Source organism: Bradyrhizobium sp. USDA 3256, assembly GCF_054058275.1.
In genome coordinates, this window is record NZ_JBSSAE010000001.1 from 250,013 (window position 1) to 273,602 (window position 23,590).

Sequence of the window (23,590 nt, forward strand, 5' to 3'; positions counted from 1 at the left end):
TCCTCAGCATAGGGTCCACTTCACTCGACGACGCCGATGGGGTCAATGTTCGATCAGCATTCACACGCCGACGGCGGTCGACCGGGTTTTGCTCCGTCCGGACGCCTGCTGCGGCTGCCCAGATTCTGGAGCAACTGCTACGGTCGCCGGCGCCGCAACATCCTAGGTCCCGAGGCTGATGGGATTTACCGATCGGTAAATTCATCTTTTGAACGGCCTGTTGGACGCATAAAATTCCCGCTCGGGAAATTTGCGGCATCGGAACTCCTTCCAGCATCTAAGATTTCCCGCTCGGGAAAATCAAACTTGTCATTCCACCAGTTCCGGGCATATATTCCCACTCGGGAAATTATCATGACGATCGCAACCACGGCAGAACTCGGCGAACTGATCCGGAACCGGCGTACCTCCTTGGGGCTCCGGCAGCAGGACGTCGCCTTGACGGCCAACGTCGGCGTCCGCTTCATCGTCGACATCGAGAACGGCAAGGAGACCAGCCAGGTCGGTCTGGTTCTGCGCCTGCTGCAGGCGCTCGGCATCCGGCTGAATCCGGAGATGAGCCCGGTGCCGACGGCCCGGCCGACGGACGAGGACTCCGAACCGTTCGATCCCGACAATTTCTTGCCCACACCATGACCGGCAACCCGAAGCCCGGCGAGGCCGGCGAGACCCTCGAAGTCCGGTACGGTAGTCTGCTCGTCGGCCTGCTGCGCCGGCGCTCGGAGGAGATCCAGGACATCGAGTTCGTCTACGACGAAGCGTGGACGAAGGATCCGAAGGCGTTCGCCGTGTCGACCCGCATGCCGCTCGCCAAGCGCGTCCACGAACCGGACGTCGTGTACCGATGGTTCCTGAACCTGCTGCCCGAAGGCCGCACGCTGAAGACGGTCGGCACGATCCTCAAGATTCCGGAGGCCAACGTCTTCGCGCTTCTTGAAGAGTTGGGAGAGGACCTTCCCGGCGCGCTCGAAGTCTATCGGCCCGCCGACCAGAGGCCGAAGCGGACGCCGCGCTACAAGCGTCTCTCCGAAGCCGAGCTCGCCGCGGCCATCCGCCGCCTTCCCGAGAAACCGCTCCTGGTCGGCGAGGAGGGCATCCACATGTCGCTCGCCGGCGCGCAGGACAAGCTTCCCGTGGTCCGGTATCCGGACGGAGGGATCGGCCTCGCGCTCGACGGTGCGCCGACGACGCACATCCTCAAGCCGGCCAACAAGCACTTCAACAACGCGGTCGAGAACGAAGCCTTCTGCCTCCGCCTGGCGGCGAAGGTGAAGCTGGACGTCGCCGAGTGCACGATCGGCAAGGCCGAGGATCTCGACTACCTGCTGGTGAAGCGCTACGATCGCGTTCCCGAGGGACGAAGCCTGCGCAGGCTGCATCAGGAGGACTTCTGCCAGGCCACCGGGCACATTCCTTCCACGAAATACGAAGCCAATCCGGCGACGAGGCTGCGCGGTCCGACCCTGAAGGACTGCTTCGACGTCATCCGGAAGACGGAGAACGGCGCGGCCAGCGCGGCGCGCTTCCTGGACTTCTTCGTCTTCAACGTCCTCTGCGGAAACGTCGACGCGCACTCCAAAAACTACTCGCTGCTGCTGCCCGGCGGCGGTGTATCCATGGCGCCGCTCTACGACGTGATGAACGGCGACATCTATCCGGACGTGACGCGGAATCTGGCCATGAAGATCGCCGGCAAGAACCGCGGACACTACATCCATGCGCGCCACTGGGTGTGTTTCGGCGTGGGGTCTCAACCATGATCGGCGTGGGGGTCCCATCATTTCAATTTAATGAAATCAATGGCCTGAAGGGGTCCCGACGACGCCGATGGGGGTCATTTTTCGATCAGCATTCACAGCCAGGGTTTGAAGTCCTCGATCAACGGCCTGGTGTCGCTTTGCCGCATAGCAGCCCGATGCGCCGCCGGCAGACCGCGGATGCGATCCTCGGTGGCGTAGAACATCGCGATCCGTTGCAGCGCTTCCGCGGCAATCGGCGACTTGGTCGCGACGTGAACGTCCCAGAACTTCCGCCGCGCATGCGCGAAGCAGAACGCCAGCTGCACCAGATGGCCGCCGTTCTTGATCAGGCCCTTGTAGGCGGCATAGCCGTCGACCTGCAGGATGCCGTGGTAGTCCCCGAACAGCTGCTTGGCGCGGATCGCCTTGCGATCCTCGGCAAACATGTAGACCACCGCCGGCGGCGCCGGGCCACCCCACGGACGGTCATCGGTGGCGATCGCCCAGAACTGGCAGACTTTGGTCCGGCCACGGCCGGGATCGAGAACCGGCAGCGGCGTCTCGTCGGCAAACAGCCGCGGGTAGGACATCACTGTGTCGCGCAACAGCGTGTGAAGCGGCTTCAGCCACCAGGCGGCGCGCCCCATCCACGAGGCCAGCGTCTGCCGGTCGAGCGTGATGCCTTGCGCAGCGAACATCTGTTCCTGCCGATACAGCGGCAGCTGGTAGCCGTATTTCATCACCGCGATGTGGGCCAGCAAGGCTTCCGTCACCATCCCGCCGTCGATCGCCTGGGCCGGCGCGGGTGCCTGCAGCACACCCTGGCGGCATCCCCGGCAGCCGTACCGCGGACGCACTATGCGCTTGACCCGGTACTGCATCGGAATGACGTCGAAGGCTTCCTTGACGGTCTCCCCGATTTTGTGCAGCCGCTCGCCGCAGCAAGGGCAGATGTGGCTCTCGACATCGATCACGACGTCGATGCGCGGCAAATGCTCCGGAAGCTTCCCCCGGTTGCGTCGCGCCGGTCGCTTTCCACGGCCCTCCGCTCCGTCAGGCAGCCCGCCTCCGGTCACGTCGTCGTTGGCGGCGGCACCAGCCGCCTGCGCCGTGATGGCGAAGAGAGGCAGCTGTCTGGGATCCAGTGTCTCAGAGCGGGGACCGAAGATCGTGCGCTTGTACTGGGACAGGATTATCTGGAGCTTGTCGTTCTCCTGGACCGCAGCGTCGCGTTGGGCAATCGCCGCATCACGCTCGGCCGCCAGCGTGCCGCATTCCGCCGACAACGCCGCAAGCCGTGACGACAGCGCCATCACGGCTTGTCGGAGCAATGCTGGATCAGAAGGCAAATCACTCATGCAGAGTGATTCTACAACAACTCCGCATGAGTGACGAACTACTCTTGATACGGATCAACCAGCTCGTGCTGGCTGATCCACAACCCGCATCGGCACACGCTTCCAGTCTGAGCCATCGAGCAGCACCGAGAGCTGAGCATGAGATAGCGGCATGACGCCTTCCTTGATCGGCGGCCAGGTGAACTGCCCCTCGATTCTCTTGTAGTAAAGGACAAGGCCGCTTCCGTCCCAGGTCAGGATCTTCACGCGATCTCGGCGCTTGGAGCGGAAGATGTAAAGTCCGCCGTCGAACGGATCGGCTCCAAACGCCTCGCTCACCAGCATCGCCAGCGAGTCCATTCCGCGACGGAAATCGACCGGCTGCGTCGCGATCCAGATCGACAACCCGGGTCGCAGCCCCGATCATCGGCCAACCGTCCCGACTGCCGCCAGCACCTCGCACAGCGCCCGCCGGTCGACCGTCCCCCTGACACGGATGCGAACCGCGCCGACCTCGATCTCGATTGCCGCCTGCTCCTCGCGCGACGGCAATTCGCCCCCGCAGCCGGTGATCGCGACCGGCACAAAGCCAGGTGGCACGTCTCCGGCCCGGCGCGCCGCGACCTTCGCCCGCGTCGTCTGACGACGCCACAGAAACAACAGGCTTGGACTGATGTCGTGTCGCCGCGCCACCGCGGACACGCTTGCACCCGGCGCAAAACTCTCCGCGATAATCGCCGCCTTCGCATCGGCCGACCAGCGCCGGCGCCGGCCGGTCCCAGTGATGATCTCGACACGCTGCAGCGTGTCAGAAAAATCCTTGAGGATAGGCGTATGCCTATCCCTATCGCTATCCTTACGGCTATCCTTAGACATGGCGAGACCTCGTGATGATTCAGTCCACGAGATCTTCCTAACCGACCAGATTAGCCCTCAGCGCGTGGTCCCTGGATGACGCTCACGACCTCGCGCTTTGCCCGCGTGCGGGTCCGTACCGCGCATCGTGATTATTGGCAAACCACCCGGCGATTGGAGGAATGGTTGCTGATCGAATGGCCGAAAGGCGAGGACCAGCCTACCAAATACTGGCTCTCGACATTGCCGGAGGATGTGGCATTCCGGACTCTCGTTGAGACGGCTAAACTGCGCTGGCGCATCGAACGCGATTATCAGGAACTCAAGCAGGAGGTCGGGCTCGGCCACTTCGAGGGACGCGGCTGGCGCGGCTTTCATCATCACGCAACGATGTGCATTGCGGCCTACGGATTCCTGATCTCCGAGCGGGAGACGATTCCCCCCTCAGGCGCTCGGCGCGCCTGGCCGATTCCGTTCACTCGCCTTCCCGCAGATTACAGACCCCGCGGATCTACCACTGCGGACCCAACGTCACATTCCAAATTCGATCGCGACGATGCGACGGCGGCTCGAACAAGGGCTCGTCCGAACGCTGTTGAGATGTCCTTGTTGTGCGATCAAGTTCGCCCGCTCCACAGACCGCACGCTTGTGACGCAGTAAGATTAGAGAATCATAATAAATAGACGATTCTAATGAAAACAGGTAACAGAGTTGTGATTGTAGAAATATCAGTCATGTGATCGGCAAATAAAGAGAGTATTTACCTGTGATGAATCTTTCAGAAGAAACGAAGATATCGCCGATTGTCGTCACGGTCTTTCTCACGAGTTTCGTTGCCGCTACATTTGCCTTTGCCACCTATTTGTTCTCATCCTTGGTTCCTGAAATTCGCAGTGAGCTAAGCATAGGTCAGAACACCGTGGGCCTTGCGTCCGGCGCCGCGCAGGCCGGGAATATGGTTTTCGCAATAGTTGCGGGCCTGCTGGTCCCTAGGATAGGTCCGATCCGAGTCATCTACTTTTTTCTGGTCGTAACCATCCTGTGTCAGGGCGTGTTTTATAGCATGTCCAATGTCGACTTGATGGTGACGATCCTTTTCATCATGGGAGGCTGTGGTGCCGCGGTCTGGGTGGCCATCGTAGTCGCGACGCAGACGCTTATACCTGATCGACACCGTGCGTTGGCGCTTGGGCTGATGTGCAGCGGCACATCGTTCGGACTGTTTCTCAACGGCTTGATTGTTCCCTACATTCTCGACCACTGGGGATGGCGTTCGGCGTGGCTCGCCCTTGGTGGGGTCACAATTGCTTTGACCCTCGTTTCGCTGTTGTTCCTCTATCCAATATTGAGCATGCGCGGGAGATCTGACGCAAAGACAAGCGAGAAAAATACTTACTGGAGCAGCCTACTGAATCCGGCCGCAGTATTTTCCGTCCTTCTTCTATTCGGGACGGCCATGAGCATGGTTCCATACCAAACTTATCTTACGTCGCTTCTGCGCGAAAATTCAAACTGGACCGCAGCGGATGCGTCCCGGGCCTGGAGTGCGATAGGGACGGGAGGGATGGTTGGAGGCATTTTGCTCGGTTTGTTGCAGACCGAATATCTGTCCGGTGGACGCTCGTTCTCACCTACCTGCTTTTGGTGGTCGCAATGCCCATCCCGTTGTACCTGGCAAACATGCCGGTGACTGTGTACGCATCACTATTTGTTCTGGGTATGTCCTACTTTGCACTCTTTGGGTTGATAGCTGCTTACATCGCCAAGATGTTCCCTCCTGAAATCGCATCTGTTCTTTCGGGGGGCATATTCGTCGCTGTTGGACTTGGAAGCATGGTGGGAAACTACGCAAGCGGACAAATCATCGAGGCGACACGGGCTTATGGCCCTGTATATCTGGGAATGGCCGCCATTCCATTCCTGTTAGCCGCCGTCGCACTATGCATGACGTCGGATCGGTCCGCGCATCTAGCGCAAGTCTAGCCTGAGAAACTGCATCAACTGAGTGGAGCGGCAAATGTCGCTGCGGGTCATTGCGTGTTCGGCGCCACAGTTTGTTGAGGGCCAGGCTGGCGAAATGGCGCTTTCCAGCGCTGACCCGGCAAGTCTTTTCAATGCATGTCGTCTGGCTGCGCTAATGGCATCCAGAGGCCATGGAGCCTGGGGCAACAGTAACTGGAGCGGCAAGCGTGCAGATCGCCGGAGGACCACGCTGTTGTTCAGCGATCGCGAGCAGATGGAAAGGGAGTTGGCGCCACTCCTCGACGAAGTGCGGCCCAACCTGTTCCTGATTGGAGCAATGTCGATCTGTTTCAAAGGGGCGATCGAAACGGCTGCCTTCGTGAGAGAGGCCCTTGGAGATGATGTCTGTATTGTCTTGGGTGGACGACATGCCACCGAAACAATTTTTCTAAAAGGGCTCGAGGTACAGCACCATGCAGCATCGCCCCTCCGCCTTACGTGTGACGGTCAGATCCCTGATTTGTTTGATGTCGTTCTGTCGGGGGATGCGGAACACTTCATCGTCGGGATCGGTGAACTGGTCGCCAAGACCGCCGTCAAGCAGCACGCGCGATCCGCAAGAACTCGACTCGACGAGTTGGCCGCATTGCCAGGCCGCTGGGTCGCGGGAACTGTCACAGATGGAGCCATCCAATGCGTTCGGTCAACTGGGGTTGAGATTGACTATCATCAGCTTCCGTCGCCGTCGGCCATGTTTGGAATTCGAGGTGGCTTTGACGTCTTTGATCGGGTGCCAACGGCTCATGTCTTCAGCGATGTAGGACCTGGCTGCATTTACGACTGTTCGTTCTGTAGTGAACGAATTGGAGTCGTGGGGGCGCCGCAGCAGCTTCAGTCAAGCGGGGTAAGGCTCCACCAGCAGCTTTTGGCCGCTCGTCAAGTCGTTGACGAAGACTACTCTGCCGAAACGGGCGTAGCTGCCTTTGTGGAGGACTCAACTTTTCTCACCTGGAATCCCAAGCTGGTCCGGCAGTTTGAAGAACTGGTCTGCGGGAGCGGGGTTGAGGTACGGCTCGGCGGCCAAGCTACCATCGATCAGATTATCAGGAGCCCGGACATTGCCTCCACCCTCCGGCGCACGGGCTTAGAGTACATGTTTATTGGCCTAGAGACTCCATTGCCCGATAAAATTGGGGGGCTGCATAAGGATATTGGTCACAAGAACGCCAGCTGGATGGATCGGGCAAATACAGCGGTCGAAATACTCGGGGACGCGGGTATTTCTGTTGGCGTATCCCTGCTCTTTGGGTTGGGCGAGGGGATGAAAGAGCGCCAGTTACTGTTTGATGCCCTTGACCGATGGAAGTCAGCGGGTCTCCTCAGCGCCATAAGCATGAACTGGGCGGTCCAACATCCGCTTCGGAACACCGTTCTGGCCAAGGAATACACGTATCTGGACTGGGCGATCTCGCCGGGCCCGATGTTGCCCTTGCTGCGTCACTTCGGCGAAGCATCTGAACGATATCCCATCGCCGGGGGATCAATCCCGCAGGAAGCAGAGGTCAGGGAAATAGTAGGTATTATTTCCGAAATTGGCTCGCGAGATAATACTCAAAGTTCAAGAACAGAAGGGTACACTATGGATATTCAAGAGCCGAAGGGCGGTATACATCGGTTGGGAAATAGGATTTCAGCTGGGACGCATCTGTTCATCGACATGTGGGAAGCAAAAAATACGGGCAATGCTGAAGCGATCGAGGCGGCTGTCAATCAGGCAGTCAAGGACGCAAATGCCACCTTGCTAGATGCAACATACTGTAAGTACAGCGAGGATGGAGGTGTAACAGGATTTGCGATCCTCGCCGAATCACACATCTGCGTTAACACTTGGCATGATGAAAAGCTAATCGCCATTGATGTCTTTTTTTGCGGTGCCTTGGACCCGTACAAATGCGTTCCAGCCTTTCAGAACGCCTTTCAACCCAAACGCATAGACATAAGCGAGCACAAGCGGCTCCTGGGCACGCCCCATACGCATCCGACCCTCACTGAACATTTGCAATAATCAAAGCAGGATAGGATTACCCATGTCAAAGTCGATCGCATTTGTTCGTGAAAAATAGTCGGCCGTGAACAAGGCTCTAAGCGATTGAGCGGGAGTCTGTTTTCGGGTTTTGGAGGCATTTGAGATTGCAGGGATTTGGGGCTTGAGGCTTCCAAACCCTGCAAATTGGTTTTTGGATTTCCTTTTGCTGCGGGCCATGATTCTGTGGTGCATCGGAGAAGACGATGCGACCGAAGAAGCACAGTACGCATCCGAGCAAGGCCGCCTTGTGAAAAGGTCGTCTGCGTAGCTGACTGTCCTGAGCTATGACGGAAACTGGGTGATGACGGGTTGAGAAAGGCGGCGTATCGAGGCGGGTGATGAAGCCTGCCAGCAACCTCCAAAGGAGCGATACGCCGTGACCGAGACTACCAATGTTTTTCCTCTGCGTCAGCCCGATCAGATTGCTGATCCACTGACGGATATTCTGCGTGCCGGAGCTCGCGAACTGATCGCCCGCGCTGTCGAGATTGAGTTCACTACATTCCTGGAAACGACGAAGCATCGTAAGCGGAAAAGAGACCCCGTCTGGCGCAAGGGGTGAGCAATCGGCTATCGGCTGCTGAGTTTGTGAGCCGATGTGAGCTTCTATGTCTGCGCCTAGTTCTGGAACTAGAACCTTCCATATGATCGAAGCGGTCGCCGACCGTCTTGAGGGAGCGCCGCGGCAGCTTCGTCGACGCTGGTCGGACGAGTTCAAGGCGCAAATTGTGACAGAGGCGCTGGAGCCTGGCGCGAGCGTATCGGCGATCGCTCGTCGGATCGGCATTCACCCGTCGCAGCTGTTCGCGTGGCGCCGTGACGCTCGGGCGGAACGACATTATCGCGAGCGGCACTCGAGTTGCGGGGGTGAGATGGCGTCTGTGTCAGGCGCGGTGATCGAAATTGCCATTGGCGAGGTGATCGTGCGCGCCGGCGTGGACGTCGACGAGGCGCAGCTACAGCGGGTGATCCGGGCGGTACGTTCGGCATGATCCCCTCCGGCGTGAAGGTGTTCCTGGCCAGCCATCCCGTCGACTTCCGCAAGGGTATCGATGGGCTTGTTGCGCTGGTGCGCGATGCGGGCTCAGATCCGTTCGACGGTGCGCTTTATGTGTTCCGGGCCAAAAGAGCCGACAGAATCAAGATCGTATGGTGGGATGGCTCCGGCGTGTGCCTCTATTTAAAACGTCTCGAGAAGGCGAGGTTCTGCTGGCCGCGGATCGGACATCATCGGGTACAGATGAACCCCGCGCAGTTGATGGCACTGGTGGATGGGATGGACTGGAAGCGGGTCCGGACCGTGGCGGTCAAGCGGCCGGAGATTGTTGGGTAAAAGCACTGCGGCGAAGTGAATCAGCGGCCTGAAAGGGCAAGAGAAACGGAGCAAAATGTGCTCTGGTCGGGTCAATGACGCCGCCTGATCTTAGTCTCCCGAATGACGTAGAGACGCTGAAGGCCATGGTTCTTGCCATGGCCGAGAAAGCGGCCCGCGCCGATGCTCTGGAGAGCGAGGTCGCCGATCTCAAGGCCCGCAGCGCCGATGCCGATGCGCGCATCGAGCGGCTGACGCAGATCCTGAAGGCCTTCGACCGCGCCCGGTTCGGCCGACGATCGGAAAAGCTCGGCTCGGCGAACGGCGACGATGAACAGCAGGCCTTCGTCTTCGAGGAGATCGAGACCGGCATCGCTGCGATCAAGGCCCAGGTCGGCAAGGGCCGTGCGCAGGCGGATGGCACGCGTGCACCGCGTCGGCGCAAGGGCTTTGCGCCCCATCTGGAACGGATCGAAACTGTCATTGAGCCGCACGAGCTGGCTGAGCATGCAGGCAAGCAGAAGGTGCTGATCGGCGAGGACGTGTCGGAGCGCCTGGATGTGGTGCCGGCGAAGTTCCGTGTGATCGTCACGCGCCGTCCCAAGTATGCCTTCAAGAACGCGGACGGCGTCATCCAGGCGCCGGCCCCGGCCCATATCATTGAAGGAGGCATTCCGACGGAAGCGCTTCTGGCCCAGATCGCCGTCGCCAAATATGCCGATGGCCTGCCGCTCTACCGGCAGGAGGCTATCTACGCCCGCGATCATGTCGAGTTGGACCGCCAGCTGATGGCACAATGGATGGGCAAGCTCGGCTTCGAGCTCGAGATCATGGCCGACTACATCTTCAGCGAGGTCAAGAAGGCCGAACGGGTCTTTGCCGACGAAACCACTTTGCCGACGCTCGCTCCGGGCTCCGGATCGACAAAGACGGCCTACTTATGGGCCTATGCCCGAGATGACCGAACCTTTGGCCGCAACGGTCCGCCGATGGTGGCTTATCGCTTCGAAGACAGCCGCGCCAGCGAATGCGCGGTCCGACACCTCAATGGTTATCGCGGCATCCTGCAGGTGGATGGCTATGCCGCCTATAACAAGCTCGCGCGATCCGATCGCGGCAATGATGGCATCACCTTGGCTGGCTGCTGGTCACACTGCAGGCGCAAGTTCTACGAGCTGCATGTTGCTGGGAGCTCAGAAGTGGCAACGGCGACGGTCGAGCGGATGGCGAAGCTCTGGCAGGTCGAGAAAACCGTGCGCGGTCAAAGCCCCGACGCTCGCGTTGCCGCGCGCCAGCAAGCCTCCGCGGCGATCGTCACAGATCTCTTCGATCTCTGGCAGCAGACCTTGCGGCGGATCTCCGGCAAATCAAAATTGGCCGAGGCGATCCGTTATGCCGTCTCGCGCCGTGCCATCTTCGAACGCTTCCTGACCGATGGCCGCATCGAGCTCGACTCCAACATCGTCGAACGCGCCATCCGGCCACAAACAATCACGAGAAAGAATAGCCTCTTCGCGGGCAGCGACGGCGGCGGACGAACCTGGGCAACCATCGCAACGCTGCTGCAGACGGCGAAAATGAACAACGTCGATCCGTTCGCCTGGCTTGCCCTAACACTTCAGCGTATCGCCAACGGCTGGCCGAGCAGCGAAATCGACGCGCTTATGCCATGGAACCACGCCGCCTAACGGCCTCAGCTTGCCGCTTACGAAGCATCTGGCGCTGCCGGATGGTCGGGCGCGCGTGGTGCGGCATGGATATGGGCCGGCGCGCGAAATTGCCACCGGCATCGGCCCTGTCGTGATCGCCCGTCCGAAGGCCCGCGACCGTGGAGCAAGCGGGCCAGGCGACAGGATCCGGTTTCATTCGACGATCCTGCCGCTCTGGGCCCGCCGGACGAAGAGCTTGGACGCGTTGATCCCCGTGCTCTATTTGCGGGGAATCTCGACCAGCGACTTCCAGGAGGCGCTTTCGGCCTTGCTCGGCAAGGACGCGCCGAACTTGTCGCCGCCGGTCATCGCTGGCCTGAAGAAGGACTGGCAGGCCGAATACGAACGTTGGCAAAAGCGCGACTTGTCGGCGCGGCGGTACGTTTATATCTGGGCGGATGGCGTCTATCTGCAGGCTCGCATGGAGGACCATGCCGAATGCATCCTGGTGTTGATAGGCGCCACGCCTGAAGGAAAGAAGGAATTGATCGGCTTCCAGGTCGGGGTACGCGAGAGCGCACAAAGTTGGCGAGAATTGCTGATCGATCTGCGCAAGCGCGGCTTGCAGATCGGGCCTCAGCTTGCTGTCGGCGACGGCGCTCTCGGCTTCTGGCGGGCGCTCGATGAAATCTTCCCCGGCACGCAACATCAGCGATGTTGGCTGCACAAGGTGAACAACGTGCTCGACAAGGTCGCCAAGTCCGTGCAGCCGGCAATAAAGAGTGATCTGCGTGACATCTACCTGGCGCCGAACCGGGCGGCCGCTGAAACAGCGATTGATATCTTTGTCGAGAAGTACGGCGTCAAATACAAGCCGGCCGTTGAATGCCTGATCAAGGATCGCTCGGCTATGTTGGCGTTTTATGATTTCCCTGCCGAGCACTGGTCGCATCTGCGCACGTCGAATCCAATCGAGAGCGTCTTTGCCACGGTCAGGCACCGGACTGTGCGAACGAAGGGAGCGTTATCGCCACACACAGCAAAGTTGATGGTCTTCAAGCTGGTCGGCGCCGCATCTAAAACCTTGCGACGGTTGAAGGGCACAAATCAGTTGCCGAAGGTGATATCCGGGGTAAAGTTTGCGGACGGAATCGAAGTCGTTCCGACCGCTGAAGTCCGCGCCGCCTGATCGGACCGCGTCACCCAAAATCCGTCATAGCTCAAACCGGTCTCTCCGATCGCGCTGGAGGCGGTCAGACGCCTCGATGCGTTGTTCGAGATCGAGCGCGCCATTAACGGCCGCGGCGCCGACGAGCGGCGCGCCGTGCGCCAGGAACAGAGCAAGCCGCTTCTCGAGGACATGCACGTCTGGTTGCTGCGTGAGCGCGAAACCCTCTCGCGCTCCTCCGAGGTCCTGAAGCCGATCAACTACATGCTCAGGCGCTGGAACGACTTCGCCCGCTTCCTCGACGATGGCAGGATCTGCTTGACCAACAATTGTGCTGAGCGCGCATTGAGAGGCATCGCCTTGGGAAGGCGCAACTGGACCTTCGCCGGCAGCCGCCGTGGCGCCGACCGTGCCGCCATCATGCTGACGATGATCACGACCTGTCGCCTCAACGACGTCGATCCCAAGGCCTGGCTCGCCGACATCCTCGCCCGTATCGCCGATCTTCCCGCATCGCGTCTGCACGAACTGCTGCCCTGGGAATGGAAGCTCCTGCGCCCAGCCGACAAGCCCGCCGGTCAGCAGGCCGCCTGACCTTCACGCAAGCCATCATAGAGTTCGCCGTGCCCGCGCGCGTACGTCAATCACGCGGTCTTCGTCGTATGCGTACGAAGCACAAGACCACGGGGTCGAATGACCTGTTCCGGGCACGGCTGGATCAGATCATCAACATGAAGCACGAGCTGGTTCTGCTCGCCGGCAAGGTCGATTGGGACTGGATCGACGGCGAGATCGCTCCGCTCTACAGCGAGAACGGCCGGCCGGGCATCGAGACCCGCTTCATGATCGGGCTTTTGCTGCTCAAGCAGATTTACGGGCTGTCCGACGAGGGCGTGTGCGAGCGCTGGGTCCACGATCCGTACTTCCAGTTCTTCACCGGCGAAGAGTTCTTCCAGCACACCTTCCCGCACGAGCGCTCGGACCTGAGCCACTGGCGCAAGCGGCTTGGCGACAAGCTGGAGCTGCTGCTGGCCGAGAGCCTGCGGGTGGCGCACGCGGCCGGCGCATTGCGCGGTCAGGACCTCAAGCGCGTCACGGTCGACACGACGGTGCAGCCGAAGGCCATCACCTTTCCGACTGATGCCAAGCTCTTGCATGCAGCCATCAGAGGTCTCAACCGCCTGGCGAGACAGCACGGCGTCAGGCTGCGGCAATCCTATTCTCGCGTGGCCAAGGCAGCCGCGATGATGGCGGGTCGCTACGCTCATGCCAAACAATTCGGGCGGCATCAGCGGCAGTTGCGTGTCCTGCGCAGCCGGCTGGGACGGATCATTCGCGACATCCGTCGCAAGATCGAAGACGAGCCGGCACTGGAGGAGGCGTTCGTACTCCCCCTTGGCCGAGCCAGCCAGATCCGCTCGCAGCAGCAGCGCCAACGTGGCTGGAAGCTGTATTCTTTCCATGCCCCGGAGGTGGAGTGTGTTTCGGCGCGGGGTCTCAACCATGATCGGCGTGGGGGTCCCATCATTTCAATTCAATGAAATCAATGGCCTGAAGGGGTCCCGACGACGCCGATGGGGGGCATTTTTCGATCAGCATTCACAGACGACAAAGTATTCGTCCTCACATTGCGAGTCGTTGGGAGTGTCCATCAACGTGGTCGACCCCTAAGACGGTTTTGCAGTGCCCGCCGACTCGCGACGAGGTTGTCGAGGTTTAGCAGCTCTGGCCGTCGTCCTTGCGACAATTGGCTAACCAGCTCTCGCGTGCCATCCGCCACGTAGACGCCGCAATCATAACTGTTCCGCTGCTGGGCTATGGGGCGTCGCTCGAGGCGGGCATGCAGCACTTCTGCGAGCTTTGCTGCATGGGTGTGATTGCGTCCTTCGGCGGAGTCGTAATGATAGGCAACCGGCCCTTCCGGCGCATCGCGATCAAGGAACAGCAGGGACCAATGGTGGCCGCCGTCGCCCTCGTCATCGTTCACTGGCAGAAACAGGAAGCGGGCGGTATCGTTACCATCCTGGTCGTTGACGATCCCATGCAAGTGTTCCAGGAGGACGTCCTCGTTCAGGGTCCTGCGCAGCACATGTGCTGTTGCAGGGTCCACGAGGCGAGTCCGGGCCGCCAGATCCGAATTATGCTTATGCAAGTCTCGTAGTAGGAGTGCGTAATCCGCCGCAATATGCTCATCGCCCAGCCATTCCATGTCGTCGAGCAACTGCCCGCCAGGTCCGTGGATCGAGACTGTCAGAGTCGAGGTCCCGAGTAGAGCATTGGTCGGACTGCGCGGAAACGCATAGTGGGCATCGTCACGCAGCTCGTAGGGTGTCGACGGCGACTGAGCTGCGTGAGGCAATGATGGCTCGGCCTCGCCGGCCGGCCACATACTCCAATCAAAGTCAGACGGTACCTGTAGCGACCACGTTGAGGTGGACCCGGCAGGTTCCTCCCGTGGAGCTTGTTCTACCTCCTGCGGTGTCGACGGCGACTGAGCCGCGACAGGCAATGATGGCTCGGCTTCCTTGGCCGGCCACATACTCCAATCAAAGTCAGACGGTACCCGTAGCGACCACGTTGAGGTGGACCCAGCAGGTTCCTCCCGTGAAGCTTGTTCTACCTGTTGCGTTCGTTCAGGGAGGGGCACGCCGTACGATGGGCCGTCTTCCTCTATCCCCCAAAGCAGATCGTGATCGTCACTTTCCGGAGGGAGCTTCTCTGGCCAATTGTGCTCCACATCGAGGCCCAGAACGTTCCTCCGGCGGACTGTGATCGATGCTATTCCGCGCTCAGATCGGAAGTCCCGGAGGCGATCTAGAGCCGTAGGAACGGTTGGCCTCTTTCGCCCTTTTTCGAAGGCCGCGGCATCGCGGTCCAGCGAGCCATCGTCGAGCCGAGCGGCGATTCCCGGCCAGCGGTTTGCAACTAGCCACCGGCTGAATCTGCGAAGAGGACGAACATATTGGGTTTTGGCAGTGATCGCTTCGTACCCCGCGCCGATCAGTGCGGGCTCGAGACCTGCAATAAGGGAGGCATCCTCAGAGTACAAGGGAGCGGGCACGCGTTTGCTCCCTCCGTCCCGGAGATCAGCCAGCGCCGCGTTGACAGCTCTATAACCGCCGGCTTCTCGATAGCGGTTGGCATCGTGATTCAGTTCACTGACGGACGTGTCGTTAAGTTGGGCAGTAATGCTGCGTTTCTTGTTCTGACGGAGGTAGCGACTGAAATGAATGAGAACGCTCGCATAACCCTTCGCTCTGCTTGAAGTGCCCTCAATCGCAGCTTGCATTTTATAATCCTTGATCAAGGTCGCGTCGTCGGGATAGGCAGACCCCTCAAAGGCCCCTGCGATCGTCACAACTTCGCTGGCCGAGTGGGAGGTCGTGGCAAGACTTTGCGGACTTAGGATCTTCCGCCTCTTCGCCGGTGCGAAATCCACTGTTCGGCCTTCATAATTGATCATCACCCCTTCGCCTGACGGAAGGTTGCTCGTATCAAGCGCATGCAATGGCTCGTGGGAGTCCTTACGGTGCTCAACGGCGTCGCCACGACCGTGAGCCTGGTACCCGCTCGCGGCGTACTCGAGAAACATCTGGTCGTTAGTTTCTGCCGGCGACATTGAGGTTTGCTCAGGAAGACTGTGGTCATACTCCCCCGGAGGGAGCTCCTCTGGCCAGTTGAAAGGCCTTTGCGCCGCGCCGTGTTGTGACGCGGTCTCCGCCGCAACCTGACCTCGCCCCGCCTGTAGCGTACGACCGCCTAAGTAATCGCTCCCGCCGAGCTGGCGCTCAGCGGGAACGGCTCGCGAATCCTCTGAAGCACCCGTGTTCTCCGCTAGCGTTAACTCCGCTGTGTCTTGTGTGTCTCGCTCATCGTTGATGACGACCTCTTCGCGTGGTTCCTCAAGTTCAATCGCTCGAGCGCATGTCGGCGATTCTCGTAGGTGAGACAGTGCGGCGCCAATCCTCCGATAGCTGCCGGGCTCTTTCCTGTAAGCCGTGACATCTTCATCCAGCGACTTATTGTAGAGCCGAGCAGCAAATTCCGGCTTGTTGCTCCTGCGAAGGTACTCACTGAATTTGCTGAGAGCGTTTGTGTATTCGCTAGTTGTGCAACTCTTGGTGGCGGTTGCTTTGTACTCTTTAATGAGCGCCGCATCATTGTCGTAAGGAGTCAATTCTTCGCGGCCTGCGATTGGCGGGCCCCCGCTTTCCGACTGTGAGGCCCGGAGATGACCCAATGCCCTAAGGATGGACTGGTTCGGAGTCTTGTCGAATGCCTTGGTATCTTCATCCAGCGATTCGTGGTTAAGCCGAGTAGCAATTTCCGGCTTTTTGTTCTTAAGGAGCCAACGCCCAAATCTGAGAAGAGCATTGACATTATCGGTGATGGTGCGCGGCTTGAATCCGCGCTTGATGAGTGCTGGCCGTAGTCTATCGATGAGGGATGCGTCCCGGGAATAGAGGGGATCCCCGATGCGACCGACGAAAGCCCAAGCCGACTGGCCTGACTGTAGCGAGGACGCGCGAGCTGCTCGGCCTTCCTGCGATGTGGGAGCGTATTCGCCCGCGCTCGCCTGCGCTATGGGCTGCCTCTCCGGTAGTGAGGCAGCGAGTTTCGCGGTGGGCTCAAGCGCCGACGATGGGCCAGCTTCGTCCATCATCTCGGAACCCAAGTCCTGGTCGTACCCCTCCGCAGGGTGAACCTCAGCCGAGCTCACAGATCGTAACCATGCACTGTGGTGCGAAGCATCATCTCCGACGTGCCCCGGCTCAGCCGGGACCACGCCGAGATCAGGAAGGGTGCAAAACTGGCGCTCGAGCTCCCTCACCCTGACGCCTGCCGGCGACTTTAGAAAATGAGCCAGTGCGGTACGGATCTTTCGCTCGCCACCGGAGCCCTGATAGCCCTCGACATCCTTGTCCAATTCATGCGGCGACCTGCCGGAAAGCTGAGCGGCAATGCCTGGCCGTTTTTTGTTACGCAGATAGGCACTGAAATCGGCAAGAAGGGTTGCGTAGCGCTTGGAGGTCTCTCGCGTGTACCCTTCCGCAGGCGCTTTCTTGTACTCGTACACGAGGGCCGCGTCTTCGGGATAGGGATTCAGGACGCGTCTCACACGCGGCGGAGCTACGTTCGCCGACCGGGGAGCCCTCAGAAGAGCTAAGGTCGTAACGACGGATGAGGAGCCACAGCTTCTCTCGAACTCTTCGACATCCCGGCTGAGCGAGTCGTCGTGCAATCGAGCAACAATACCCGGCTTATCGCTTGCAAAGAGCCAGCGAGCTAAGTTTAGCAACGGCTCTCGATTAGACCCGACGACGGTCTCCCCGAGGCCGAGGATAAGGGATGCGTCATCGGAATAGAGAGGGGGCATACTTCCATCGACGTAAGCTGCAGCTGACCGAGCCGACTGCGCTGGCGAGGTGCCTAGCATCGTTCCGCCGTCCTCATACGGAGTTGACGAGTGGTCCTGCACGCTCTGTTGCACGATGAGCGGCTCCCCCGCGGGCGATGCGCCCACTTGGGTACTCGACTGGAAAGGCGACGAGAGGTCGGGTTCGTCCATCCACCCCAAAGGAAGATCCTCATCGTGACATTCGGCACGAAGGACCTCTGGCCAGCTGATAGCTACCTCCGACAAGCTGTGCTGCGTAGCAACGTCCCCAGTACACGTCAGCCCCGTTAGGACCGCATCTTGAGAATATGGAGCGCGCGGAATGTGGCGCTCCACTTCCATCACTTGTGTGCCCGCTTGGGATTGTCGAAGACGACCTAATGCGTACCCGATACTCCGATCATATCCGGGCCTTTTCTTATAATCGCCGACATCATTGTCCAGCGACTTGTCGGAAAGCCGGCCAGCAATGCTCGGCTTGTTCTTTTCGCGTAGGTAGTCACTTAACCTGGTAAGAGCAGTTGCGTTGTTCCGGCCGGTAGCGGTTCGTGTTTCGTTTTTAAACTGCCTGATGAGAGCCGCGTCCTCTGGATAAGGAGTCAACTTGACAACGCCCGCAATCGGGACGACTCCGCCCGCGATCTCGGAGGTGCGAAGATGATCTAGTGCTGTACGGACCTTATTGGTACCGCCCGCTTTTATGAACTCCTCGACGTCATTTCTCAGCGACTGGTCATCAAGCCGCGCAGCAATGGTCCCTTTCTTGTTTTCAAAAAGCCAGCGGTCGAGAGTGAGAAGATTGTTTACATTATTTCCTGCCGTGCACCCCGCAGCGCCGCCTTTGATGAGGGCTGGTTTAAGCCTTGAAATAATGAGCGCATCTTGGAAATAAACGGGGCGGTTGCTGTGACCGACCAAAACCCCATTTGACTGGATCGGCTGCGCCGAGTCCACCAGCATCGCCCCACCGCCCCTACTATGCGTCGCTGGCGCATCTACCGGCCCACTCTCTTGCGGGATGGACTGAGTCTCCAATGCCGCCCCCCCCGGTTGATGGCTGAGCGGCTGCATCAGCACCCCACCGCCTGAATTGCGGATTTCGCTCAGCTGCTGCTCAAAGTCCGCTGAATCTGCGGACGGAATCGCTGGGCTCTCTTGCGGGCCGGCGCTGGCCGATCGTTGACGCACCCACTTGGTTGATCGGAACTCCATTCGTTGTCACTTTCCGCAAACCTGCAATTTGCTGGAAACCGGGTCGGCTGCGCGGCGGTGATCAGAAAACGCCCTGAACGTCCCAACATGCCGCATCCAAGCACCCCAACCGCGCTCCATGTTCTTCCTTGCGATAGGCAGCCATGACCGCCTCTGGAGACCCGGCTAGGGGCGATAGCTGTCGAGAACCTGACGAGGATCGTCAAACGGCGTCCAATTGTTGGGCTGACTATCGCCATAGCGCCCCACAACTCCGCGGCTTCGTTCAATCCGGCTTCTGTGAGGTCGCGACAGAGCCCGTGGCTGACCTTTCCTTTTCCTCCGCGACCTCACAGAACCCTCCAGATTCCAGAGAGGGGCGAATTCTGAATCAATGCTGCGGCGTGGGGAAACACATGCGGGAGGCAGGCATTGGATGGGCGCGGCTTTGGAAATTACGAGGATGGAGCACACGGCCAGCGAACTGCGCGTGCTCTCCAGCCGGTGTTCGGCCGGCGACCAGGTTCGGCGGATACTGGCCATAGCGTGTGAATGCTGATCGAAAAATGACACCCATCGGCGTCGTCGGGACCCCTAAAGTGGACAGAGCCGGCTCCAGAAATCTGAACAGGGCGATAAGTGGAGTTTCTGCCTGACGGCGGGCAAGATTGGCCGCGAATCAGGAGAGACGATGACGAGACGCGCACGCCGGAACCACACACCGGCTTTCAAGGCGAAGGTGGCGCTGGCCGCTGTCAAGGGCGACCGAACGATCGCTCAACTGGCTGAGCACTTTGACGTTCACCCCAATCAGATTACGGCATGGAAAGCCCAGCTGGAGGGTGGAGCTTCCGGAGTTTTTGGACCTGGCGGCGCCGCGCCCGCCGTGCCTGCGATCGACGTGAAGTCGCTGCACGCCAAGATCGGAGAACTGACGCTGGAGAACGATTCCTAAGTGTCCGACCGAAAAATAAGTTGAGTGATATCAGCGCGTTCTGATTCCATTGGTGTTGCGAAGCATCAAAGGGATCGAGAATGTGGACTGATATCACCCGGGCACAGTTTGCCCGAGAGGAGCTGCGTTTGCCAAGCGACTTGACGGATGCGGAATGGGGCGTGCTGGAGAGGTTGCTTCCTGTGCGGGCCAAGCGGGGGCGGCGCCCGAAATGGAGCTATCGCGACATCGTCGAGGCAGTGCTCTATCTGCTGCGCGGCGGGTTGCCGTGGCGCATGCTGCCGCCCACTCTGTTTCCACCAATGACCACGGTGCAGTACTATTTCTACCAATGGCGCGACAGCGGATTGTGGCAATCGATCAACCACGCACTCCTGATGCTGGCGCGCGAGGCGATCGGCCGGGAGGCCTCGCCGACGGCCGGCGTGATCGACAGCCAATCGGTCAAGACCACGGAAGGCGGCGGCCCTCGCGGCTACGACGCGGGAAAGAAGATCAAGGGTCGAAAGCGGCACATCGTCACCGACACCCAAGGGCTCCTGGTCGGCGCGATCGTTCACGCTGCCGACCTCCAGGATCGCGATGGCGCGCCAGATGTCCTGTGCAGCATTCGCTACCGCTTCCCCTGGCTACGCCATATCTTCGCCGATGGCGGCTATGCCGGCGAAAAGCTCAAGGCGGTGCTGGTAAAGATCGGCCGGTGGACTGTCGAGATCATCAAGCGCTCCGATGCCGCACAGGGCTTCGAGGTGCTTCCGCGGCGCTGGGTGGTCGAACGAACCTTCGCCTGGCTCGGCCGCAACCGCAGACTGGCCAAGGACTTCGAGCGAACCATCGAAAGCGCAACTGCCTGGCTCTTCCTCGCCTCTGTCCAACTCATGACAAGGCGCATCGCAGCGGTAAAAACAGCAATGCAAGTTTGAGTCAGGCTCTAAACCCGCGCGGCTGACAGTCTATCTGCGGGATCCGCGAATGCCATCGTGCTCGGGCGCATCAAGCGGGTGGGTCCTCGCAGTCCTCGCCACGTCCGCCTTCGGCTGCACGTGGCTCCGGGCTGCTCCGGTCCCGCTTCGCGCCGCTTGACCCGCCCTGCGCGCGGCGGCCCGCCTGGAGGCGTCGGGACGATGGGCGTCCCGACCAATCGACCGCCTCCCGCTGATCGAACAAAGGGCTACCTGCCACTACGGTCCACGGCTCCGCCCTACCGTTGAACGCACCGGACTGTCGCATTTCTATCTTGCCGAGGATGTCGCATCTCTAAATCGCTTTGACAAAGTATGTAGACCACCGTTAGAAAGGTCACACTTGGCCTCATTAGAGAGACCGAGCGAAGCGGCGCAGCTGACGGGCGTCACGACGCGACAGGTGTTCCGATTGCTCAAGGCGTATCACGCTGGCGGGCCTGCAGCGCTGATTTCCAAGAAGCGGTAAGCCGGGCAATCGGGCACACCAACGTCAAGGATGCAGCGGCACTTGGCGGCAATTTCGACTCGGCGCGCAACGCTAACAAGGCTCTGCTCTCGCTCACAGACCTAATCGATGCGTTGACTGTCGCTGCAGAAATACTGCGCCTACAGGCCACTCCAGCGGCTTTCGGGATGCCTTAAAGAACAGATTCAAGAAAAAGCCCCTTGAAAGCGTTTATGTTGCAGGAATCACGTGCGGCAGATTGGCGTTCGAATATCGCGACAAAGCTTGGCGAGGTGGTGATCATTGGCTGCTGCATCCGGGACGAATTAGGGGCAGCAGCCGGAGCTGCCCGTCGCTCTGCCTGCGCAAACCCGAACGAAACCCGTCATGACTTCATCCCTTGCCGATGCGCGAACGAAACTCGTCGTCGCTGCTTTGACAATCGGTGCCTTCGCCATCGGCCTGGACACGTTTGTCATCATCGGGGCGCTCGATGTGATCTCTCGTGACCTGACGATCTCAACGGGTGCGGCGGGCTGGATCATTTCGATCTACGCGCTCTGCTACGCGATCTTCGCGCCGCTAAATGCCTGGGTGTTCAGGGGAATGAGCCGCCGCAATATCCAGATCATGTCCGTGTCAATTTTCATCATCGGCAACCTGATCTGCGCGATCGCCCCGGATTTCATGGCCCTTGTTGCAGGTCGCGTCATTTCGGCCTACGGCGCGGCGATGTTCACCCCGGCGGCGACCGCACTGGCCGCGGAACTCCTCCCGCCTGCGCGCAAAGGGATTGCGTTGTCGCTCATCTTCGGCGGCATGACCGTTTCACAAGTGGCCGGCGTTCCGGCGACCAGCTGGATCGCAGATGCGATCGGTTGGCGCCTCGCCTTCGGTTTCGTGGTCATTACCGGGCTTCTCGCATTGCTAATCTTTGCTCCGATGATGCGCATCATCCCCGCCAAGGCGCCGGAGCGCGGAGACGGTCTGACCTCGAAGGACTTCTCCAAGACTGTCTACGGCGTCCTTTCTGTGACGTTATTCGTCGTGGTTTCCGAGTTCATCGTTTACTCCTATGTGAGCGTGTTCATAACCGGCTTCCTGTTTGCCGGGGTGCCGCTCCTCTCGGCCGCGCTCTTTGCCTATGGTTTCGGAGCCGTTACGGGAAACGTGGCCTGCGGGTTCCTGACTGATCGTTTCGGCCCCTACAAGATCCTCATCACAGCAGTGGGGGCACAACTGATCCTGCTCGTAGGCCTCGTTGCATTCGGACATCATGGTACCCTCACCGTGCTCATCGCCTTCCTTTGGGGCAACGTGAGCTACATGTACCTCGTTCCGATCCAACACCGGCTCCTCAGCCTAGCCGAGGATCGGTCGAAGCTGGTCCTGGCAATGAACAGCTCGACCACCTTCGCCGGGATTGCCATTGGTGCGTTTCTCGGCGGCATCCTCGTTGAGATCAGCGGGGTCAGGTCACTCGCCGCGGCATCTATCTTAATTGGCCTCCTCGGCATCGGGCTGGCGCTTGCCTTCATGCGTGATGCGGCACCAGCAGAAGCTGCGAGCGTGGCACGAAGGAAATGACGATTGATCAACTGGAGTCGGCCTCGTCTCTTGTTCGGTCAAGACTTCCCGCGCCGTGTGATTCGAGACTCACTTCCTTAAGAACGCTCGATCCGCTGGAGAGCTGCCGCTCGAGAGCTTCGACAAAGCGATCGTAGCGTTCGGCGCCCTTGGCGCGCGCTGCGGGGCTCGACTGCTCCGGCAATGCAGGGGTCGCCGTCAACCAGAAGCGGATGAACAGGGCAATCGTTTCCAGCGTGACACCGTCATTACGCTCAAGCCGCTCGAGCACGCGCACGATCCGGTCGAGCCGTTTGGCGATCGCCGCCTCCCGCCGGTCGGACTCATCAGGAGACAGGAAGGAGGCAATGGCAGCCTCGGCAACTAGCGACTTGGGCTTGCCCTGACGCTTTACGAAGGCCTCAAAGCTGCGGAAGGTCTCTAGATCGAGATAGATGCTGAGCTGGGCCTTCTTCATGTTGCCTCCGGCTCAAAGGCGCATCTTATCGTCCGGGTCGAGGCTGATGGAACGGGCAAGGCCCTGCGTCGAGGGGTTGAGGGCCGTCACTTGCGCGGCGTCAGCATCGCCGTCATCGAGCATGGCATCGAATTCGTTGTCGGCGCTCGGCGCCGTGATCACGACTTCGTCCTGCTGCGGGAGTTCGGGCTCGCGGCGAATGCCACCATTCCCATCGCGCCCGCTGCGCTTCAACGCCGCAAGCAGATGGGTCGATGGTGAAATCGGCGTTCGGTCTGACCAGTCGTCCGGCTGCGCGGCAGAGATGACTGGCCCCGTACCCGACAGCTTCAAGATCCGGCGTTGGAACTGCGGATCCTCGTAGTACCGGACCTTGCGGGCACGTACTGGATGCAAAAGAGCCTCACCGAACAAAGCCAAGGCCCGGAAACTGATTGCAGCTATCGAGAACCTGAACGCCGAGATTGAAGAGGTCGAGGGCAT

The 23,590-nt window shown here is 59.9% G+C and carries 17 protein-coding genes and 6 pseudogenes; 17 read left to right on the plus strand and 6 right to left on the minus strand.

The features are described 5' to 3' along the window. Positions 1-354: 354 nt before the first annotated feature. Positions 355-636, plus strand: coding sequence for a helix-turn-helix transcriptional regulator (locus ACVWY5_RS01310; RefSeq protein ID WP_063616687.1), 282 nt, complete (start codon positions 355-357; stop codon positions 634-636). Beyond that, complete coding sequence (locus tag ACVWY5_RS01315) at positions 633-1,760, plus strand: type II toxin-antitoxin system HipA family toxin (protein ID WP_321177227.1); 1,128 nt, start codon at positions 633-635, stop codon at positions 1,758-1,760. Before ACVWY5_RS01310 ends, ACVWY5_RS01315 begins: the two co-directional genes overlap by 4 nt. Before the next feature lie 92 nt (positions 1,761-1,852). Here the strand turns inward: ACVWY5_RS01315 and tnpC (ACVWY5_RS01320) are convergent, their stop codons facing one another. The 3 genes from tnpC (ACVWY5_RS01320) to tnpA form a co-directional block, all read right to left on the minus strand. Next, the gene (tnpC, locus tag ACVWY5_RS01320) at positions 1,853-3,070 is read right to left on the minus strand and encodes an IS66 family transposase (protein WP_321177228.1); all 1,218 of its coding nucleotides are present in this window, start codon (positions 3,068-3,070) and stop codon (positions 1,853-1,855) included. A gap of 81 nt (positions 3,071-3,151) precedes the next feature. Continuing rightward, the gene (gene tnpB, locus ACVWY5_RS01325; RefSeq protein WP_028338170.1) at positions 3,152-3,481 is read right to left on the minus strand and encodes an IS66 family insertion sequence element accessory protein TnpB; all 330 of its coding nucleotides are present in this window, start codon (positions 3,479-3,481) and stop codon (positions 3,152-3,154) included. An 18-nt stretch (positions 3,482-3,499) separates the two neighbouring features. Next, positions 3,500-3,952, minus strand: coding sequence for an IS66-like element accessory protein TnpA (gene tnpA / locus ACVWY5_RS01330; RefSeq protein WP_051376434.1), 453 nt, complete (start codon positions 3,950-3,952; stop codon positions 3,500-3,502). 87 nt (positions 3,953-4,039) lie between these two features. On the opposite strand from tnpA, the pseudogene ACVWY5_RS01335 reads away from it, so the two are divergent. From ACVWY5_RS01335 to ACVWY5_RS01385, 11 genes and pseudogenes are all read left to right on the plus strand, one after another. Beyond that, positions 4,040-4,615, plus strand: a pseudogene (locus tag ACVWY5_RS01335) (transposase); the annotation flags it as partial. A gap of 86 nt (positions 4,616-4,701) precedes the next feature. Further along, a complete protein-coding gene (locus ACVWY5_RS01340) occupies positions 4,702-5,622 on the plus strand; it encodes an MFS transporter (RefSeq protein WP_028338251.1) in 921 nt (306 codons plus the stop codon). Continuing rightward, positions 5,577-5,915, plus strand: coding sequence for a hypothetical protein (locus ACVWY5_RS01345; protein ID WP_456671628.1), 339 nt, complete (start codon positions 5,577-5,579; stop codon positions 5,913-5,915). Before ACVWY5_RS01340 ends, ACVWY5_RS01345 begins: the two co-directional genes overlap by 46 nt. Before the next feature lie 34 nt (positions 5,916-5,949). Continuing rightward, the gene (gene speD / locus ACVWY5_RS01350) at positions 5,950-7,959 is read left to right on the plus strand and encodes an adenosylmethionine decarboxylase (protein WP_321177229.1); all 2,010 of its coding nucleotides are present in this window, start codon (positions 5,950-5,952) and stop codon (positions 7,957-7,959) included. 397 nt (positions 7,960-8,356) lie between these two features. Beyond that, a pseudogene (locus ACVWY5_RS01355) lies at positions 8,357-8,491 on the plus strand (IS256 family transposase); the annotation flags it as partial. A gap of 133 nt (positions 8,492-8,624) precedes the next feature. Next, positions 8,625-8,972, plus strand: coding sequence for a transposase (locus ACVWY5_RS01360; RefSeq protein WP_028352414.1), 348 nt, complete (start codon positions 8,625-8,627; stop codon positions 8,970-8,972). Beyond that, the gene (gene tnpB / locus ACVWY5_RS01365; RefSeq protein ID WP_028338262.1) at positions 8,969-9,313 is read left to right on the plus strand and encodes an IS66 family insertion sequence element accessory protein TnpB; all 345 of its coding nucleotides are present in this window, start codon (positions 8,969-8,971) and stop codon (positions 9,311-9,313) included. The genes ACVWY5_RS01360 and tnpB (ACVWY5_RS01365) overlap by 4 nt, the downstream gene beginning before the upstream one ends. Positions 9,314-9,387: 74 nt before the next feature. Then, positions 9,388-10,980 carry an IS66 family transposase gene (gene tnpC, locus ACVWY5_RS01370; protein WP_456671629.1) on the plus strand — a complete coding sequence of 531 codons (1,593 nt, stop codon included), beginning with the start codon at positions 9,388-9,390 and terminating at the stop codon, positions 10,978-10,980. 10 nt (positions 10,981-10,990) lie between these two features. After that, positions 10,991-12,130: pseudogene (locus tag ACVWY5_RS01375) on the plus strand (IS256 family transposase); the annotation flags it as partial. A gap of 33 nt (positions 12,131-12,163) precedes the next feature. Further along, positions 12,164-12,703: pseudogene (locus ACVWY5_RS01380) on the plus strand (IS66 family transposase); the annotation flags it as partial. Positions 12,704-12,771: 68 nt separating this feature from the next. Beyond that, positions 12,772-13,593, plus strand: a pseudogene (locus ACVWY5_RS01385) (IS5 family transposase); the annotation flags it as partial. A 167-nt stretch (positions 13,594-13,760) separates the two neighbouring features. On the opposite strand, the gene ACVWY5_RS01390 reads toward ACVWY5_RS01385, so the two are convergent. After that, positions 13,761-18,719 carry a Ulp1 family isopeptidase gene (locus ACVWY5_RS01390; RefSeq protein ID WP_321177192.1) on the minus strand — a complete coding sequence of 1,653 codons (4,959 nt, stop codon included), beginning with the start codon at positions 18,717-18,719 and terminating at the stop codon, positions 13,761-13,763. Positions 18,720-19,389: 670 nt separating this feature from the next. Between ACVWY5_RS01390 and ACVWY5_RS01395 the strand changes: the two are divergent. From ACVWY5_RS01395 to ACVWY5_RS01410, 4 genes and pseudogenes are all read left to right on the plus strand, one after another. Further along, positions 19,390-19,647, plus strand: a pseudogene (locus ACVWY5_RS01395) (transposase); the annotation flags it as partial. Between the two features lie 86 nt (positions 19,648-19,733). Beyond that, positions 19,734-20,576 (plus strand): IS5 family transposase, encoded by an 843-nt coding sequence (locus ACVWY5_RS01400; RefSeq protein ID WP_028338069.1) that lies wholly within the window; start codon positions 19,734-19,736, stop codon positions 20,574-20,576. A gap of 382 nt (positions 20,577-20,958) precedes the next feature. Further along, positions 20,959-21,084: a helix-turn-helix domain-containing protein gene (locus ACVWY5_RS01405; RefSeq protein ID WP_321177191.1), complete on the plus strand. Its 126-nt coding sequence runs from the start codon at positions 20,959-20,961 to the stop codon at positions 21,082-21,084. Between the two features lie 366 nt (positions 21,085-21,450). Next, entirely contained in the window at positions 21,451-22,650 is a 1,200-nt protein-coding gene (locus ACVWY5_RS01410) for an MFS transporter (RefSeq protein ID WP_028338070.1), read from the plus strand. 7 nt (positions 22,651-22,657) lie between these two features. On the opposite strand, the gene ACVWY5_RS01415 is transcribed toward ACVWY5_RS01410, so the two are convergent. Together ACVWY5_RS01415 and ACVWY5_RS01420 are read right to left on the minus strand one after the other, a co-directional pair. Continuing rightward, a complete protein-coding gene (locus ACVWY5_RS01415; RefSeq protein ID WP_028338071.1) occupies positions 22,658-23,107 on the minus strand; it encodes a hypothetical protein in 450 nt (149 codons plus the stop codon). 12 nt (positions 23,108-23,119) lie between these two features. After that, positions 23,120-23,590: a hypothetical protein gene (locus ACVWY5_RS01420; protein ID WP_038378117.1), complete on the minus strand. Its 471-nt coding sequence runs from the start codon at positions 23,588-23,590 to the stop codon at positions 23,120-23,122.